Source organism: Stenotrophomonas sp. YJH_SMC_131 (assembly GCF_059367975.1).
Map to the genome: position 1 here is coordinate 393,132 of NZ_JCAFRJ010000003.1, position 16,322 is coordinate 409,453.

15 protein-coding genes are annotated in these 16,322 nt (G+C 61.1%); 7 read left to right on the forward strand and 8 right to left on the reverse strand.

Annotated elements, in window-relative coordinates; all coding sequences use genetic code 11:
* Positions 1-36: 36 nt before the first annotated feature.
* The 4 genes from AC5P56_RS09190 to AC5P56_RS09205 form a co-directional block, all read right to left on the reverse strand.
* Positions 37-1,182 (reverse strand): YncE family protein, encoded by a 1,146-nt coding sequence (locus AC5P56_RS09190; protein ID WP_014645745.1) that lies wholly within the window; start codon positions 1,180-1,182, stop codon positions 37-39.
* Between the two features lie 183 nt (positions 1,183-1,365).
* The gene (locus AC5P56_RS09195; protein ID WP_495231550.1) at positions 1,366-2,199 is read right to left on the reverse strand and encodes an XVIPCD domain-containing protein; all 834 of its coding nucleotides are present in this window, start codon (positions 2,197-2,199) and stop codon (positions 1,366-1,368) included.
* Positions 2,200-2,379: 180 nt separating this feature from the next.
* Positions 2,380-3,015, reverse strand: coding sequence for a hypothetical protein (locus tag AC5P56_RS09200; protein WP_495231551.1), 636 nt, complete (start codon positions 3,013-3,015; stop codon positions 2,380-2,382).
* Positions 3,012-3,938 carry an XVIPCD domain-containing protein gene (locus AC5P56_RS09205; RefSeq protein ID WP_262094017.1) on the reverse strand — a complete coding sequence of 309 codons (927 nt, stop codon included), beginning with the start codon at positions 3,936-3,938 and terminating at the stop codon, positions 3,012-3,014. Before AC5P56_RS09205 ends, AC5P56_RS09200 begins: the two co-directional genes overlap by 4 nt.
* A 136-nt stretch (positions 3,939-4,074) precedes the next feature.
* On the opposite strand from AC5P56_RS09205, the gene AC5P56_RS09210 reads away from it, so the two are divergent.
* The 6 genes from AC5P56_RS09210 (at position 4,075) to AC5P56_RS09235 (ending at position 9,391) form a co-directional block, all read left to right on the forward strand.
* Positions 4,075-5,022 carry a hypothetical protein gene (locus AC5P56_RS09210; protein WP_262094018.1) on the forward strand — a complete coding sequence of 316 codons (948 nt, stop codon included), beginning with the start codon at positions 4,075-4,077 and terminating at the stop codon, positions 5,020-5,022.
* Between the two features lie 21 nt (positions 5,023-5,043).
* Positions 5,044-6,369: an XVIPCD domain-containing protein gene (locus AC5P56_RS09215; RefSeq protein WP_495227891.1), complete on the forward strand. Its 1,326-nt coding sequence runs from the start codon at positions 5,044-5,046 to the stop codon at positions 6,367-6,369.
* Positions 6,370-6,460: 91 nt separating this feature from the next.
* On the forward strand, positions 6,461-6,670 hold the full coding sequence (locus AC5P56_RS09220) for a hypothetical protein (protein ID WP_262094020.1): 210 nt from the start codon (positions 6,461-6,463) through the stop codon (positions 6,668-6,670).
* Between the two features lie 91 nt (positions 6,671-6,761).
* Positions 6,762-7,151 (forward strand): energy transducer TonB, encoded by a 390-nt coding sequence (locus AC5P56_RS09225; RefSeq protein ID WP_262094021.1) that lies wholly within the window; start codon positions 6,762-6,764, stop codon positions 7,149-7,151.
* A 486-nt stretch (positions 7,152-7,637) separates the two neighbouring features.
* A complete protein-coding gene (locus AC5P56_RS09230) occupies positions 7,638-8,006 on the forward strand; it encodes a hypothetical protein (protein WP_495227888.1) in 369 nt (122 codons plus the stop codon).
* A gap of 614 nt (positions 8,007-8,620) precedes the next feature.
* Positions 8,621-9,391, forward strand: coding sequence for an HNH endonuclease (locus tag AC5P56_RS09235; RefSeq protein WP_495227885.1), 771 nt, complete (start codon positions 8,621-8,623; stop codon positions 9,389-9,391).
* A 60-nt stretch (positions 9,392-9,451) separates the two neighbouring features.
* On the opposite strand, the gene AC5P56_RS09240 is transcribed toward AC5P56_RS09235, so the two are convergent.
* The 4 genes from AC5P56_RS09240 to aceE all read right to left on the reverse strand — a co-directional run bounded on the left by AC5P56_RS09240 (position 9,452) and on the right by aceE (position 15,210).
* Positions 9,452-10,513, reverse strand: a complete 1,062-nt coding sequence (locus AC5P56_RS09240) for a DNA cytosine methyltransferase (RefSeq protein ID WP_495227883.1) — start codon at positions 10,511-10,513, stop codon at positions 9,452-9,454.
* Positions 10,513-11,226 carry an MAE_28990/MAE_18760 family HEPN-like nuclease gene (locus tag AC5P56_RS09245; RefSeq protein WP_495227881.1) on the reverse strand — a complete coding sequence of 238 codons (714 nt, stop codon included), beginning with the start codon at positions 11,224-11,226 and terminating at the stop codon, positions 10,513-10,515. The genes AC5P56_RS09240 and AC5P56_RS09245 overlap by 1 nt, the downstream gene beginning before the upstream one ends.
* Positions 11,226-12,314, reverse strand: a complete 1,089-nt coding sequence (locus tag AC5P56_RS09250; RefSeq protein ID WP_495227879.1) for a DUF262 domain-containing protein — start codon at positions 12,312-12,314, stop codon at positions 11,226-11,228. Before AC5P56_RS09250 ends, AC5P56_RS09245 begins: the two co-directional genes overlap by 1 nt.
* Before the next feature lie 208 nt (positions 12,315-12,522).
* The gene (gene aceE, locus AC5P56_RS09255; RefSeq protein ID WP_164232748.1) at positions 12,523-15,210 is read right to left on the reverse strand and encodes a pyruvate dehydrogenase (acetyl-transferring), homodimeric type; all 2,688 of its coding nucleotides are present in this window, start codon (positions 15,208-15,210) and stop codon (positions 12,523-12,525) included.
* 545 nt (positions 15,211-15,755) lie between these two features.
* Between aceE and AC5P56_RS09260 the strand changes: the two genes are divergently transcribed.
* On the forward strand, positions 15,756-16,316 hold the full coding sequence (locus tag AC5P56_RS09260; RefSeq protein ID WP_169411549.1) for a PadR family transcriptional regulator: 561 nt from the start codon (positions 15,756-15,758) through the stop codon (positions 16,314-16,316).
* The last annotated feature ends 6 nt before the right edge of the window (positions 16,317-16,322 follow it).

Consider the following 16,322-nt stretch of genomic DNA (forward strand, 5'->3'; position numbering starts at 1 on the left):
GCGACGCGCGACGGCGCGGGGCCTTGCGTCAGCGCCTTACAGCTGGATGCGCGCCACGCTCTCGTCAGCGCCCTTGTCATCCTTCTCGCCGTTCTTGATGCTCACGAACAGCACGTTGTTCTTCGCATCCAGCGCCAGGCTGTTCGGGTGGGTCGGCACCTTGTAGGTCGCCACCTTCTGGTAGCTGTCACTGTTGTACGCGGTAACCGTACCGGCTTCGCGGTTGGTCACGTACAGGCGCTTGCGCGGTGCATCCAGCAGGATGCCCAGCGGGCCGGCATCGGTCGGGATGCTGGCCAGTTCCCTGCCGGTACTGCGGTCCAGCACCAGCACCCGCTGGCCCGGATGCTTGCTGACCAGGCCGCTGCTCTTGGCCTGGTAGCCACGCAGGAATTCCGAGCCCTGGTCGGTCACGAACAGGCGCTTGCCGGCCGGGTCCAGCGCGATGTTCATCGGCTGCTCGGCAGCGATCCTGTGCTGCGCCACCACCTTGTTCGAATCGGTGCCCACCACCACCAGCTCGGCCAACAGGTTGCTGGTGTAGACGCGCTTGTTGGCGACATCCAGCGCCAGGCCCGGTGCCTTGGCATTGCCCAGGCCATCGATGGTGTTGATCACCCTCAGCGTGGTGGTATCGATCACGAACAGCACGCTGCTCACGTCCGGCTGGCTGCTGTGGCCGGTCACGTACAGGCGGTTGGCGGCGCTGTCGACCACCAGCTCGCGCAGGTCGTGGGTGTAGGCGGCCTTGCCGTCCTTGCCGGTCTTCTTCTCCATCAACTGGATGGTGCCGACGGCCTTGTTCCGCGCGGTGTCGACCACGGTCACCGACAGGTCCACGGTGTTGCCCACGTACAGGCGGTTGTGGGCGTCATCCAGCACCACGCCAAACGCCTTGCGCTCCAGCGGGATGCGGGTTTCCACGGCCAGCGTGGCCGGATTCAGGCGCAGCACCTGGGCCGGGCCGGCGTCATCGCCGAAACCGCCGGAGGAGGCCACGAACAAGGCGTTCTGTTTCGGGCTGTAGGCCAGCTCGTACAGGCCCTTGGCCACGGCCTGGCGCTGCACGGCGGCGGTGGCGCTGGCGGCGGGCGCATTGTCGGCGAATGCAGAAGGCGCGCCGAGGCTGAGCGAAACGGCAACGGCCAGGGCGGCCGAGCGGAAGAGAGGAGTACGGAACATGCGAGCGTCCTTGAATGGGCACGGGAAGGTGTCCTGGCTCGCTGGGCCGTACTGCGACGGCCCGACCTGCATCTGTCTGCGCGGGTGGGCTGGCTGGGGTTGCGGGGGAATGGTAGCAGGTGGGGGGCGTGGCGTGCGCCGGCGCGGGCATGGCAGACGTTCGACCTTGGCGCTACCCGCCGGCTATGCCATCCGTGGGCCGTGGCTCTGTTCCAGTTGCTGCTCTTCCTGCAGGCGCTGCACATCGCGCTGCGGCAGGTTCTGCTGCAACTGCGCGACCCGTTCGAACGAGGCCTCCACCGGTGCCTGCGCTGCCAGCTCCGCCGGCATGCTGGCGCGCTGGTGCGCCGGGTCACTGCGGTCACCCTGCACGATGAACAGCTTCGGCGCGGTATCACCGCGCTGCTCGCCCAGCACCACTTCGTCCACGCGCGAAAACTGCTGCTCCTTCGACAGCGCGAGCAGGCTGGCACTGACATTGCCGTTGCGTGCACCGAAAGCGCCGAGGTCGGCCACCTGCTGGTGGATCTGGTTGAGACGGGCATGATCCCCGTGCGCCGGGTCTGCGGGCGTGCCGCTTGCCGCGAGGGTGCTGTTGCCGCGCCACTGCTCGCCGTTCTCGGTGAACATCCACTCGCGGAAGGTCTGCTTCGGCATCGGGTTCCACTGCACCCTGTCCAGCTCGCTGCCCTTCACCTGCTGCGGAATGGCGTTGACGGCGCGGATGTTGTCCAGGACCCTGGTGGCGCCCTCGTAGTTGGTGATCTCCCCGGCCAGCCCGACCGGGCGCAGGCCTGCGTGGTTCAGGGCACCCCAGGCGAAATCGGTGCAGGCGTTGGAGAAGAAGTCGTAGTTCATGTCGAAGCCGTGCTTCTTCGGGTCTGTCGAGAATTCGAGGATGCGATCATACTGCGCCTTGCTGATCTCGATCGTGCGCTCGAAGCGGGGTTTGTCGTAGACCCGCAGATCCGTGTCATCGACTTTGCCCAGCGAAGGATTCGCACGGTCGTTCCCCATCGTGAATCCCCTGCTCACGGGTACCGGGTCATTTGATCGTGTCAGCGAAAGGAACATGTGCCCAGCAAATGACGGATCCAACAATCTCTTCTGGCCCGCGTCGCCCACATCGACTCTCGGCGTGCCCGGTGCGGCAAGATGAATCGTGACCGTATAGCGCTCTGCTTCCTTGCTCATGTCTTACTTCCCTAGCGATTGATATCCAACAATAAGTTCGGCATGGAGCCCTTCCAGCTGCGGACGGTCCTCCATCAGGTCGACTGTCAACCGATACCGGCCCGGCTCCAGCCAACCGACATCCGCGACCTGAAGTACCTGATACAGCATCTCACGCGAGTGCAGACCGGCGTCGATCAGTGCGCCCTCATCCAAGCTTGTATCGGAGAGATATCGCACAACCTCATCTTCTGGAATTCTCTGTGAGTCGCGCCCGTCAGGAGTGCTCTGCCATAGCTGTACAGGACCAGGTGCGCCGCCATCAATCCGCTCCAGGCGCAATCGCGTGGGTGGCCTTCCCAGCCTGATCTTCTCCCACGCGTCCAGCAACGAGCGCCCGTCGGTATCCTGCAGCCGCAACCCAATGTTCAGGATCGGAATGGCCGGCTTCTGGGCCGCCGGCAAATCAAACGTGACCTCGGCAATCCGACCGGCCTTCTGCAACTGCACGGCCCGCGTGAACGGCACAACTGTGCGGGCCTCGGCCTGTGCGCGCGTCAGCAGGGGCGGCGCAACCTCAGGCGCTGGTGACGCACGGCATGCCACCAGCGCGCCCAGCACCGCCAGTACCACCAACCCCCGCCGCAGCGGCCGCGTCATTGCTCCTTTAACCTCAGCGAATCGGCCACATCGGTCTTGGCCGCCACTTCGGTGGCGATGCTGGCGCGGCGGTGCCCTGGGTCGTTGCGGTCGCCCTGCACGATGAAGATGCTCTCGGCGGCGTGGCTGTTCTGGGTCGGTTGGCTGAGCAGCACGTGGTCCACGCGCGAGAGGTTGTTCTGCTTGGCCAGCACCAGCAGGCTGGCGCTGATGCGCTGGCTGGCGGCATCGAACGGGCGGCCGTGCGCGGCGTCCAGTTCGGCCACTTTCTGGATCAGCTGCGAGAACAGGCGATGGTCTGGGTGCGAAGGGTCCAGCAGCGTGCCGGCCACTTCAATCGGCGTCGGCGGCGGCTCATCGCTGGCGCGGTCGCCCTGGCGATGATGCTCGGCCTCGCGCTCGGGCATCGCATGATGGGTCTCGGCATTCAGATCACTGCCCGGGAACGGCGCGGCAATGCACTGGATCTCTGGCAGGTTGAACAGCACCGCGAACTCGCCCAGGTTGCTGCCCCCATCCAGCGGCACCGGCAGCGGATGCAGGCCGGCGTAGTGCAGGGCAGCCCAGACGAAATCGCTGCAACGGTTGATGGTGGCCGGGCGATCCACATCGAATTCGAACTCGGCCGGCTCCTCGGCGAAATCACGCAGGCAGCCGTAGTGCTCCTCGGTGATTTCCAAGGTGCGGCTGTAGTACGGGTCCAGATGCTCGTCGGCATCGTCGTGGCGCACCTGCGCGTACTGCACGCCGGTGCGGGTTTCGCCAGGCGCCTGGCGCGGCGGCGCGAAGCCGTAACTGTGGGCCTCGTCGCCCGCGGCCACCTGCAGGTACATATGGCCGCGCGGCGAGACGCCTCCACTCTTCAGCGGGGTGCCGGGGGCGGCCAGATAAAGGGTTGCGGTGTAGCGTGTTGCCTGCTCCATGCCTGCTCAGCCTTGTTGGGTACTGCGGTCCTGGGCGGATGATGGCATAGGTGGGATGGGGGGCAGGTGGAGGGATAGAAAGCGTTGATCACGACTTGCTGAATATGTGAGCCAGCGTCCAGTACTGGATCCGGGCGTGAGCAAGGTCCGGCAACGACTGGAGCTTGCCATTCCACCGTTCTATAGTCGTTTCGATCATGCAAGGGAATCGCCCATGAGCAGAGCACCGGCTTGCCGGCTTGCCTACTTCGTCCTGGTGGCCGTGCTCAGCACCACCGCCTGCGCGAAGGCCCCATCCACGGAAAAGGACCCGAACGGAACCCCCATGTCCGAAACCGCAACCAGCCCACGTACGGTGGGCGGACAGACCTACACGACGCAGCCGGTGGAAGCTCGGCTTGGCCCGCACCGCTTCATGTTCCCGGCCAACCTCTACTACAACCAGACGGGCCCCCTGGCCGATGGGGGCGTCATGCTCACGGTGTTCTGGCCGGATTTCGATGCAGCGCCCCCCGGTGACCGCCCGGTGCGCAGCACGCAGGACAGCCGGCGGCAGGTGCTGGTCGAGCTTAGGTACATTGATCGCGTTCCCATCCAGAACTATCTGGCGCGTCGGTCCAGTAGCGAAGCCACCAGCGCGCCGGGATCACTGGAGCGAAGGGACCCGGTAGAGAACCTAGCGCTGCGCGTTGCACAACCCGAGCGCTGGGGTCTGACGCCGTATGCGATTGACCCATCGTTGATGGCAGCCTATGCAAAGGACTCGGAGGCTGCGCTGGGCAGGCCTTACGTGCACAACCCGGGGATGGAGCCCGACTGGTATGTGGCCCGCTCGGCGGAGGGGCAACTGACAACGTTCATCAGCTGCGACCCGGCAGATCGCATTCCTGACGGGCTCACGATTCAGGGCAAGACACTTGAACGCGCCGGAGAAGGCCAGATCGCAATGTGCCGCCATTCCATCGTGGATGTGGGCGACAGCATTGCCATCGAGATGAACTATGCACGCGTCATGCTGAGCGACTGGCAGCGTCTGGAAACCAGCATGCGTGATCTTCTGAGCCGATATCGCGTTCAGCCGTAAACCGCATCTCAAGGATGAATCATGAGCGGACTTACCGATAAGGACATTCGTGTCCTGTCCTCCTACGCGAAGGAGGGAAATCGCGAGCTGTATTGGAACTATCTCGCGCAGCTTCCCGAAAATGATGGCTACGGACTGCTGGCGTTGGGTGTTGTGCGCAACGACAGCCTCCCCGGCCGGGTGGCCAACAGCTTTGCGACCGCCGTTGCCGAGCAGCAGGCCAAGCTGTTCGGCAACGAGAAGAACGTCGCGTTCACCGAACGCAAGCAAGAAACCTTCGGCCAGGATCTGATCAGGAACGACCTGGCGGAGCGCAGAAGTTGGATGGAGGCCGGCAGGCCCGATCTGGCACTCAACCTGCCCTACACCAGCACGCTCAAATCCCACGATGTTTCGTTCGAAAAGAACGACCTCAATGTGAACTGCTGGACGCCACGCTTGCTGCTGGTGTCCACGGAGCACAAACGCGGCGAGCAGGCAGCCGAAAAGGTCTGGCAGAACATGCTGGACAACAGCGCTGCCGGCGCATTCCGTGCCGGCAAGACGGCCGTCAGCGTGCACCTGGATATGCCGCAGCCCGCTGGGCATTTCTACTTCGTTGAGCTGAGCAAGTTCGAGGGCGCAGCGCTCCTGCAGCGCGACGCCGTCGATCCGAACGTGATTGGTACCAAGTTCGACTATCACAGCTACGACCCCAAGGACGGCAGCTGGAACCGCACAGTGGGCGTTCCCCCGCTGGATAGAACAACCAAAGAGACCGATCCCGCCGAGATTTCCGCGTTGAACGAGACCCGCGAGGTTCGCCTGGAGCGCGAGGTCAAGGCGAAGCAGTTTCATCCTGAAGATCCCTACAGAGAGATCGCCAAGAGCCCACGCGTGGTGTCTACGCAGGAACCCGAGCCTCTCTTTACGGAAGGTCGCCGAATCGCAGCGATAGAGCCGGGCAGCCCGGACTACGCGCTCCATCAGCAGATTCGCCAGGGCGTCGCTGCACTGGACGAGAAGCACGGCCGCCCCTTCGACGCGACCAGTGAGAACCTCGCCGCCAGCCTGACAGTGAAGGCACGCGAGCAGGGTCTGGAACAGGTGGACCATGTGGTGCTGAGCAACGCCACGGCCAATCAGCCGGCGGGTCACACCATCTTTGTTGTACAAGGCGACCTATCTGACCCCGCCCACCTGCGTGCAGGGATGCCCACTGCCGTGGCTGCACAAACGCCGGTGGCTGAGTCGCTGCAGCAACTGGCTGTGGTGGGCGATCAGCGCGAGCTCGCCCGCCAGAATGCGCAGCAGGCGCTGGATGCACGTACGCAGGAACAGCAGAGCCACGCCATGCGCATGGGCTGACCACCCAGGTCGAGGCGGCCTCCCTTGGGGCAGGAGGTCGCAGCCCCTGAGACCTCCCCAGGTCATCCTCCCCTGCTTCGGGAGGATGACAATGACCAAGATCGACCCTGCATGGCTGGAAGCTTTCGACAAGGAGCTTCTCTACCTGTTCGCCATCGATCATGGTGACGCAGGCATGGATGAGTACCTGCTGGGCTGCTACGCAGACCTTCCTCCACACGACGCGGCGCTGGCGTTCGGCAGCGACTACGACCTGGAGCGCGACGATGCGCTGTGGCCTCGGCCGGGCGTGGCTGTGTGAACCTTGCAGCCGTCCGGCATGCCGGCATTCAAGACAAGCGATGCCAGAGGATGGCCGCTATGCTTGCAGCGCACCGGAATGGAAACCACGCATGCCCCGCTTCAACACCGCCCTGGCACTGAACCTCGCTCTGATGCTGCTGGGCGCTACACCTGCCATGGCCATGGCGGCAGACCCGCAGGTTTCCACTGAAGTGTTCGTGGAGCGCGGTGACAACCCCGCCTTCGAGCTGCAGCAGGCGCCTGCCATTGAGTATTCAACGGCCCTCGTCACGCCGCCCGATACCTTCCTGCAGGCTCCCATGCAGGTGGTGCTGGTTGCTCAGTTGGATGAGCTGGGCCACGTTTACAACGTGATGGTGGCGCGGTCCAGCGGACTGCGGGAGATGGATCGTGTGGCCTTACCTCAGTGCGCCAGTGGCGCTTTGATCCGGTCGTGGTTGAGGGCGTCGCGCTGCATGCGCGGGTGCGGGTCCGTCTGACCTTCGTGCCCACGGCCGAGGCGCCGCCCGGCTGAACCGCTGCTCCAATCTGTCGCGATTGGCCCTAGGCCATTGCCCTGGCTGCGGGCGTTACTGCGCTTGGAGCCAATAGCGCCAAGCCCTTGAAGACCGTTGCAGCGCAATCGCTTGCCGGCTTAACACCGTGTGCGACAATGCCGAAAGCGTCAGGTCTGGCGATCACCGGTTCTGCAGTTTCTTGGCATTTGGCAGCTGCGCGGGTATCTCTTGGCGTGCCACCGGAAAAGGGTGGCGCGGGACTCGAAAACCCGTGTTTATGCCAGCTGTATGCGCTTGCCAGCCGACGTCACCTTTGTGTGGCGTCGGCTGGCAATCCGTTCGCGTTCCATGGCGGGCGGTGCGTGGGGGTCTTCGGACCCGCCGGTCTGGCATATACCGGTTTTCGAGCCCGCACCGTCCGCCACCTTTATTGGTGGCGCTGCTATCTGTCCTGTACGGAGCATTGCCATGAACACATCGGACTTCCGTTCCCTGCACGCGCAGTACGATCCGGACAACGCCGAACCCGAGCGCGAACCGTCCGTCGATCCCAACGCCTTCGTCGCCACGCTGCATCGCATCGGTACTGGTGCGGCGGCGGACGGCCAGCCTTGGCCAGAGCGGCATCAACTGCCTGGGCGGTGTCTTCAGCTGGCGGATGCGGATTGCGCGCTGGCGGGGCTACGCGTGGTGGCGGAGCTGATGCTGGCCGCGGAGCGGACTCGGCAGAACGGCGCGCCCGAGGAGTACCTGGGGGATCGGGTGATGGAAGGGCTGAAGATGGCATGTGTAGCGTTGACTGCGCAGGCTATTGAGCGGCTACACGTGCGGGAGTAACGCCCAAGGCTTTGGCCTCAAGTACTAGGCTGCGGGCCATCGTCGCAGCCTCATCTTCGTTCGCCTCTGATCTGCAGGACTTCCAATGAAGTCTCTGACGTACGCTGCCGCTGCACTGTGTTTGGCAGCGCTGATTGGTTCAGCGCTCCCCCACTTCCACCTGCCAAAAGGCGATTTGGAGCTGAAGACCTACCCCAAAGTCTCGGCTGCAGAGTTTGCTGTCATGCGCGAGGAAGCCCTAAGCCTAGCGGTTGAAGATGCAGCCCTCGGTGCCGGACGCTTTGAAGCTAGGTACTTCGAGCTCACTTGCCGAGGTGAGCCCGCTCTGCTGGTGGACAACTCTTCATCACAGTTGCTCATCCTAGGCTTCATAAGCCGAGGCACTGAGGCGCCTTGCGTCCAACCTCTACTCCTGCGCTGGAGTAGCCGACTACTTCCGGCCGACTAGGGCTTTGCAGCTGGACTTTGCATACGAGGCGTACCGACGGGCCTGAACAGCCTGCGGTTTGCGCTGACACGCGACGCTCTTCCGTTCCAAGCCATTAGCAGCTCATTGTGTCGCTTACGGCATACTTCCCCAGGACGCCACGTGCGGTCGCGGACAGGGGAAGGCTGTGAATAAGTGGACTGAAGACGAATTGGCTGCTGCCGTTGAGGCGTATCGCCAAATGGAAGCCCGTCTTGCCAATGGATCAGCCCTTGAGAAGACAAGGGTCTATCGGGAACTGGCGGCCCGCCACGGACGCACGTCCAAGGCATGGGAATACCGCATGCAGAACATCTCCCATGTTCTAGATCAGGCGGGTAAGCCTTGGCTACCCGGGCTTCTTCCAGCATCGAAAGTGGGTGCAAGGGTTGAGCCGAAACTTGCCAAGCTCCTCGGGCTGTCTGGTGAGACGCTCACGTCGGTCTCTGGTCCCACAAGGGGGCTGTTGGAGCAGGAGGTCAAAGAGGCGGAGGCATCTGGCAGTTTCTCACCAGCAAACGAGGCGGACGAGAGGCAGCGTGTGCTGGCAGCTATCGTTCGGCGGCGCGGGCAGCCCGCCTTCCGTAAGGCTCTGCTGGACGCATACGGCGGCCGCTGTGCTATGACGGGATGCAACATAGTTGATGCGCTGGAGGCCGCCCATATTCGCCCATACAGTGGCCGAACGAGCAATGTAGCCTGCAACGGCCTCCTGCTTCGCGCCGACGTACATACACTTTTTGATATTTATCTAATCTCTGTTAACCCGAAAACTCTACGAATTTGTCTTAGCCCTGCACTGCAAGACTCGCCTTACAGCGAAATCAACGACAAACCTCTTGCAATTCCCACCAAGGGCGATCAAAAAGCAGATCAGACCTCGCTCGCGTGGCATGCTTCACAGTGCTTGTGGATGTGAGGAAACAGAATCCAGTTCAGAACTGTAGACAGCCACGCGCAACACCAAGACAAAGCAACTTCATCTCCGCTTAAACTCTTTCACGTGCCTAATAAGCGCACCTCCAATAACCTCTGCCAACGTCACTGGCACTGCATTCCCGATGAGCCTCCCCACCTTGGAGAAACTAACAGGCTCTTCGTCCGAAATAAATTTATACTTTTGAGGGAAACCCTGGAGCATTGCAGCCTCTCTCAAACTAATAGCGCGATCCTGTTCCGGATGGCCAAATCGTCCATTCCCATAACCAAAGCACTGTGTAGTTATAGTCGGAGCAGGCTCGTCCCACCTCATCCGACCATACACTGACGGATAAGTCGCACCAGTGTCCCGAATATGGCAAAGAGCTCTGATCTCTTCAGGCCAGTCACGCCAGCTCCCGCCCGGAATGGAGTGCTGAATCCTTGTCATATTAAGTTGACTCAATCGACTAGCCCGATGCAGTCGGTCAACAGAGTCCTGCCCTCCGGCAAGTATTCGGGGCAAATTTCCGATAACCGACCTCACATTCTGTGGCTTTCCAGCAACTTCCGGCACACTAATCGGGCCTAGCTTAGATGCAAGGAGCACTAGCCTCTTCCTCGACTGAGGAAGCCCAATACGGCTGCATTCAACAACTTTCCAGTCAACCCAATAGCCCTCCAGGCCATCAAGAAAATCCTGGAAAACCCCCTGCTGAGCGAGGGGGGAAACATTCTCCATCGCGATCAGATCAGGCGAAATCGCCTTAACCATTCGCCCCAAATGGCCGATAAGCCGCCAATCCTCATTTCTGGTCCCGCCCGCGGCCGCACCATGCTTCTGTTTCGCAGAGCGCGAGTAAGTTGAGAACGGCTGACACGGGGCACAACCGGCGAGCAGCCGCACTCCTGTACCCAGGGCTTTAATCAGAACACCAGGATCCAAGCTTGATACATCCGCCTGAAGAAAACGGGCTTTTGAGTTGTTAATAATTGGAAATTCGCATGCCGGATCGATATCAACGCCCAGTCGGACATCAATTCCTGAACGTTCAAGGCCGTAAGTCAATCCACCTACGCCGCAGAACAAATCAACTGCGGAAATCAACTTCTCGCTAGACATCAATTTTTCACCGACAAGTATTTCTTATCTTTAATAAACAACTCAAACGCCGCGATAGCGTGCTCCATGTATAAAATGGATGAGCCGTACAATTCAGAAATATCAGACAACGTCAGATCTTGAGCGCCATGTTCGAACGTCCTGACTCCGTGCGCAATATCATTTCTTCTGTCGGCCAGGAATTCCAGAGGCGTTCTGCCGCCGTACCGCTCCTCCTTTTTTACTACCGCCGCAATTTCCTTATTAAGAGGAAAATTAACATTAAGCCTCTTTGAAAATGAAACTATAACCTTGTCCGACCAGGTTCCTGATGGCTTCTTGAAGTTGAGACTATCAATAGGATCCACTTGCAAGAGCTTCCGGGCCGCCCCGTGAACCACCTTCAGCCTACTATCTTCATTACCGTTAAGATCAATAGAGGCACTGTATCTCAGCCACTCTCGCAAGGTATCGGGCGACCATTCTCCAGGTGGCGATGCCTGAACTGCGGTCGCAACTCCGCTGATGGCTTTAGTCATTAATGCTTCTACGATGTTATATAGATGAATAATAAGACCGGACTTTATTGTCATCAGATGACGGACGCCGACGTTAAATGCCCCTAGCTCAACAGGATCGCCATCAACCAGGCGCTCCTCTACCGCCATTGCAAAAGCCAAATGCGAATCGAACTCAGCCTTCCGCTCTGCAAGCGCTTCTAATAGGGCAGGCATCAGACCTCCAGAACCTTGATGACAAGATCTATCCTTCCTTCAAGCTTTGACCTCACGTTTGCCCCATCCGAAACAACAATTCGCTCGAACCCCATATCGCTCATCCTTTTAGAAATAACCGCAGGATCGACTTCTAATGCGGCATTTTTTCGGAGAACTAGTGCAGAACCAACCGCAATTGCCTCAAACCTAACCCTGGGGACGGTGTTAGCTTCTGGGGTTTTTCTAAACCCCATCACAAAGGATTTTTCGACAAACTTAAGCATGCCATGGAACTCTTTGCGCATGTCCTCTATGAGCGACGGCTTCGCAATTGCCTGCTCGTTTGCTTCTTTAAGAAAGTCGTATAGGAACTTCTTTGGACGATCTTTGTAGTCAGGAAATCGCCCATCCGGAGTTTCATTCTTGCTCACATAGGCAAAGAATCTTGTCACGAGCTCTTCGCGCTCTCTCTGCGAGACCGCCTTCGCAGTGAGCGGGGTCAGCCTGATGAAACCATTATCTTCTGCGAGTTCTTTTATAAGAGCCGTCACCGCTCCTGGGAGAGAACCGCGCCTAATCTCGGCCTCGTTCGCGGTGGTTCCCATACGGTTAATTCGAGCAAACATTTCTGCTCTCGTTGATGCATCGGTCTCCGTATCCAAGATAATGGTACGGATCGTCACATCCTCCAACCTCCTCTTTCTCTCGGGCAGAAGATCACTTGCTTTAAATCCATTAAGCTCTGGAATCAGAACAAGATCTCTCAACTTCAATTCGTTACTGAGGAACGCTCGCATCGCCCTCATCCGCTGAGAGCCATCTACAATTTCCATCCGACTATCCGCGGTCTGATAGAAGAACATAAATGGAATTGGCAGCCCAACAAGAAGCGACTCAATGAACTGAGATTTTTGCTCATCGTTCCATGAAAGATTACGCTGGTATTCGGGCACGAAGTATCGATCGTCAGCATCGCTTTTGAAACGCTGCACGTACATTGCAACGGGATACTCGGCAACTGTAAATTTGACCTGACGAGCGACAGAAGATAAGGATTCTTCAGCCTTACGCATTTCTTGCTCAGTTAATGCATTCTTCCTTTTCATCTACTCTGCTCCTTCGCGAACAAATTTACCCAAACACTTGCCAGCCGCATGGCGCCGCTGTCTACTCACGCACCGCGGACAAGATAGCGGTTTGAGCCGCATCTTCACCAGGCTCAAGCGCTTACACAAAGAGAATGGCCTTTATCGCATACCCAGAAAAGAAAAAGGCGGCAGCGCCGCCCTTTTCTCACACGATCATCTCAAATCCTTAGACCCCAACAGGATTAGCCTTCTCCGGATCAATCTTGTACTGCTTGATCGCCCGGGCCACGTCCTTCGCGGTCATCTTCCCTTCCTTCGCCAGCGCCGCAATCGCGGCATGCGCGATGTAGTACCGGTCAACCTCAAAGAACCGACGCAGGTTCGCACGGGTATCCGAACGACCAAAGCCATCCGTACCCAGCACCGTGTACGACATCGGCACGAACGCACGGATCTGGTCCGCATACGCACGCACGTAGTCGGTGGCGGCAATCGCCGGGCCCTGGCGGCCTTCCAGCAGCTCGGTCACGTAGGCCTTGCGCTGCTCACCTTCCGGATGCAGGCGGTTGGCACGTTCCACGTCGAAACCATCGCGACGCAGTTCGTTGAAGCTCGGGCAGCTCCAGATGTCGGCGGTCACGCCGAAGTCCTTGTCCAGCAGCTCGGCCGCGGCAATGGCTTCGCGCAGGATGGTGCCCGAACCCAGCAGCTGCACGCGCAGCTCGCCCTTCTTCGGCTTGCCGGCGTCGGTCAGCAGGTACATGCCCTTGACGATGCCTTCGGCCGCGCCTTCCGGCATTTCCGGGTGGGTGTAGTTCTCGTTCATCAGGGTGACGTAGTAGTACTCGTCCACCTGATCTTCCATCATGCGCTTGGTGCCGTGCTGCAGGATCACCGTCACTTCGAAGCCGAAGGTCGGGTCGTAGCTGCGCACGTTCGGAATGCCACCGGCCACCAGATGGCTGAAGCCATCTTCGTGCTGCAGGCCTTCACCGTTCAGCGTGGTGCGGCCGGCGGTGCCACCCAGCAGGAAGCCGCGGGTACGCATGTCGGCGGCCTGCCAGGCGATGTCGCCCACGCGCTGGAAGCCGAACATCGAGTAGTAGATGTAGAACGGCAGCATCGGCACGTTGCTGACCGAGTAGCTGGTACCGGCGGCCATCCACGAGCTGATCGCACCCGGCTCGCTGATGCCCTGCTGCAGCACCTGCCCGCTCTGGTCTTCGCGGTAGAACATCAGCTGGTCGGCGTCGACCGGCTTGTACTTCTGGCCGAACGGCGCGTAGATGCCGATCTGGCGGAACAGGCCTTCCATGCCGAAGGTACGGGCTTCGTCGGCCACGATCGGCACGATGTGCGGGCCCAGTTCCTTGTCGCGCAGGGTGATGTTCAGGCTCTGCACGAAGGCCATGGTGGTGGAGTAGCTGCGCTCGCCGCTGCTCTTCAGCAGGCGCTCGTACGCTTCCAGCTTTGGTGCCACGAAGGTCTTGTCGGCCTTGCGGCGGCGCTGCGGCAGGTAACCGCCCAGCGCGGCACGGCGTTCCTGCAGGTACTGCACTTCCGGCGAATCCGGGCCCGGGTGGTAGAACGGCACCTGGCCGTCGGCCAGCTGCGCGTCGCTCACCGGAATGTTGAAGCGGTCGCGGAAGTGGCGCACCGCTTCGTCGTCCAGCTTCTTGGTCTGGTGGGTCGGGTTCAGTGCCTCACCGGCGCTGCCCATGCCGTAACCCTTCACGGTCTTGGCCAGGATGACGGTCGGCATGCCCTTGGTGTTCACGGCCTGGTGGTAGGCGGCGTACACCTTGTGCGGGTCGTGGCCACCACGGTTCAGGCGCCAGATGTCGTCGTCGGAAAGACCGGCGACCATCGCAGCGGTTTCCGGGTACTTGCCGAAGAAATGCTCGCGGGTATACGCGCCGCCGAAGGCCTTGCAGTTCTGGTATTCGCCGTCGACGGTTTCCATCATCAGCTTCTTCAGGACGCCGTTGGTGTCCTTGGCCAGCAGGGCATCCCAGTAACCGCCCCACAGCAGCTTGATCACGTTCCAGCCGCCGCCACGGAACACGCCTTCCAGTTCCTGGATGATCTTGCCGTTGCCGCGCACCGGGCCGTCCAGGCGCTGCAGGTTGCAGTTCACCACGAAGATCAGGTTGTCCAGGCCTTCACGGCCGGCCAGGGCGATGGCACCCAGGGTTTCCGGCTCGTCGCTCTCGCCGTCGCCGATGAAGCACCACACCTTGCGGTCGGACTTCTCGATCAGGCCACGGTTTTCCAGGTAGCGCATGAACTGCGCCTGGTAGATGGCGGCCAGCGGGCCCAGGCCCATCGACACGGTCGGGGTCTGCCAGTAGTCCGGCATCAGCCACGGGTGCGGGTACGAGGACAGGCCACCGCCGTCCACTTCCATGCGGAACTTGTCCAGCTGCTCTTCGCTGATGCGGCCTTCCAGGAAGGAACGCGCGTAGATGCCCGGGGCGCTGTGGCCCTGGATGAACAGCAGGTCGCCCGGGTGGTTCTCGCTCGGGGCGCGCCAGAAGTGGTTGAAGCCTACGTCGTACAGGGTGGCGCCGGAGGCGAACGAGGCGATGTGGCCGCCCAGGTCACCCGGCTTGCGGTTGGCGCGGACCACGGTGGCCATCGCGTTCCAGCGGATGATCGAACGGATGCGCCATTCCAGCTCGGCGTTGCCCGGGCTCTTGGCCTCGAACTGCGGTTCGATGGTATTGACGTATTCGGTGGTGGGAGAGAACGGCAGGTAGGCGCCCGAACGACGGGTCAGTTCCACCATGCCTTCCAGCAGCTGATGCGCGCGCTCGGAGCCCTCGACATCAATAACGGCCTTCAACGACTCGATCCACTCCTGGGTTTCCACAGGATTCGGGTCGTTGTTCAGCACCTCGTTCAACCAGTTCATTAGCGCTCCCATAACCGCACGCACGCGCGCGACTGTTGTATAGATTTCTAGACCGCAAAGTGTAGCGCACCAAGGGCTTTCGTCACTTGGCTACGCAGGCGTATGGATGCAACCGGCCAGTGTCCGCAAGGGGCTTGCCGCGCCCGCTGACGGCCCTGCGGCGGGCCTTGGCGGCTGCGCGGGCTGTCGCTTGCGGGCCGCTGCGCCCATGTGCAGGACGCAGTGTTACCGCTGCCGATGACGGTTGTAGGGCAACTCCGGCACCGCTGTAGGGGCGGTTCGGGCAACGGTACTGAACCGGCGACAACATGTCGCACCTGCCTCTGGATCGGTACCGGCTGCGGGTCCAGCGTGGGCCGCGAGTGAGGGGCCTGGCGGCCCTGCTCCCTTCCACAGCATCGCCGGGGCGCCCTGCAAGGGGCGCCCCTTTTGCTGTGCACGCGGCCGCCCGTGGCCCAAAACGGACCTGCTTGTGGCCGGATCGGTGATTGCCGGCTTCGATATATCGATATATCGTTTGCACACTCGTTTACCGATATATCGAAATGAGCCGCACCCCTTCTCCCAGAGCCCGTTCCACCGATTCGGCGGTGCCGCGCCGCAACGGCCAGCCGCGCGTGCTGAGCCGCGGCGATCTGCGCCTGCTGGTGCTGGCCCTGATCGGCGAGCAGCCGCGCCATGGCTACGAGCTGATGCAGCTGATCAGCAACCAGTTCATGCAGGCCTATACGCCCAGCGCCGGCACCATGTACCCGCTGCTGGCCAGCTTCGAGCAGGCCGGCTGGATCGAGGCCGAGGAAGTGGATGGCAAGCGGATCTTCCGCATCACCGCTGCCGGCGAGTTCGAGCTGAAGGTGCAGCGCACCCAGGTGCGTCTGGCGCAACGGCGAGCCTTCGACCGCGCCCGCGAGATCACCAAGGCCTCGCTGCCGCCGCCGCTGGCCACCGCCCTGCGCGAGTTCAAGCGGGCGCTGGTGCATCACCACGGCCGCTGGGCCGAGGGCGAGGCGGAAGAAGTGGCGGCGCTGCTGACGCGGGCCTCGGCCCTGCTCAACGGTACCGCCGGTAGCGAGAGCCCACCGTTTTCAACGACCCAGCCAGACTGAATCCAG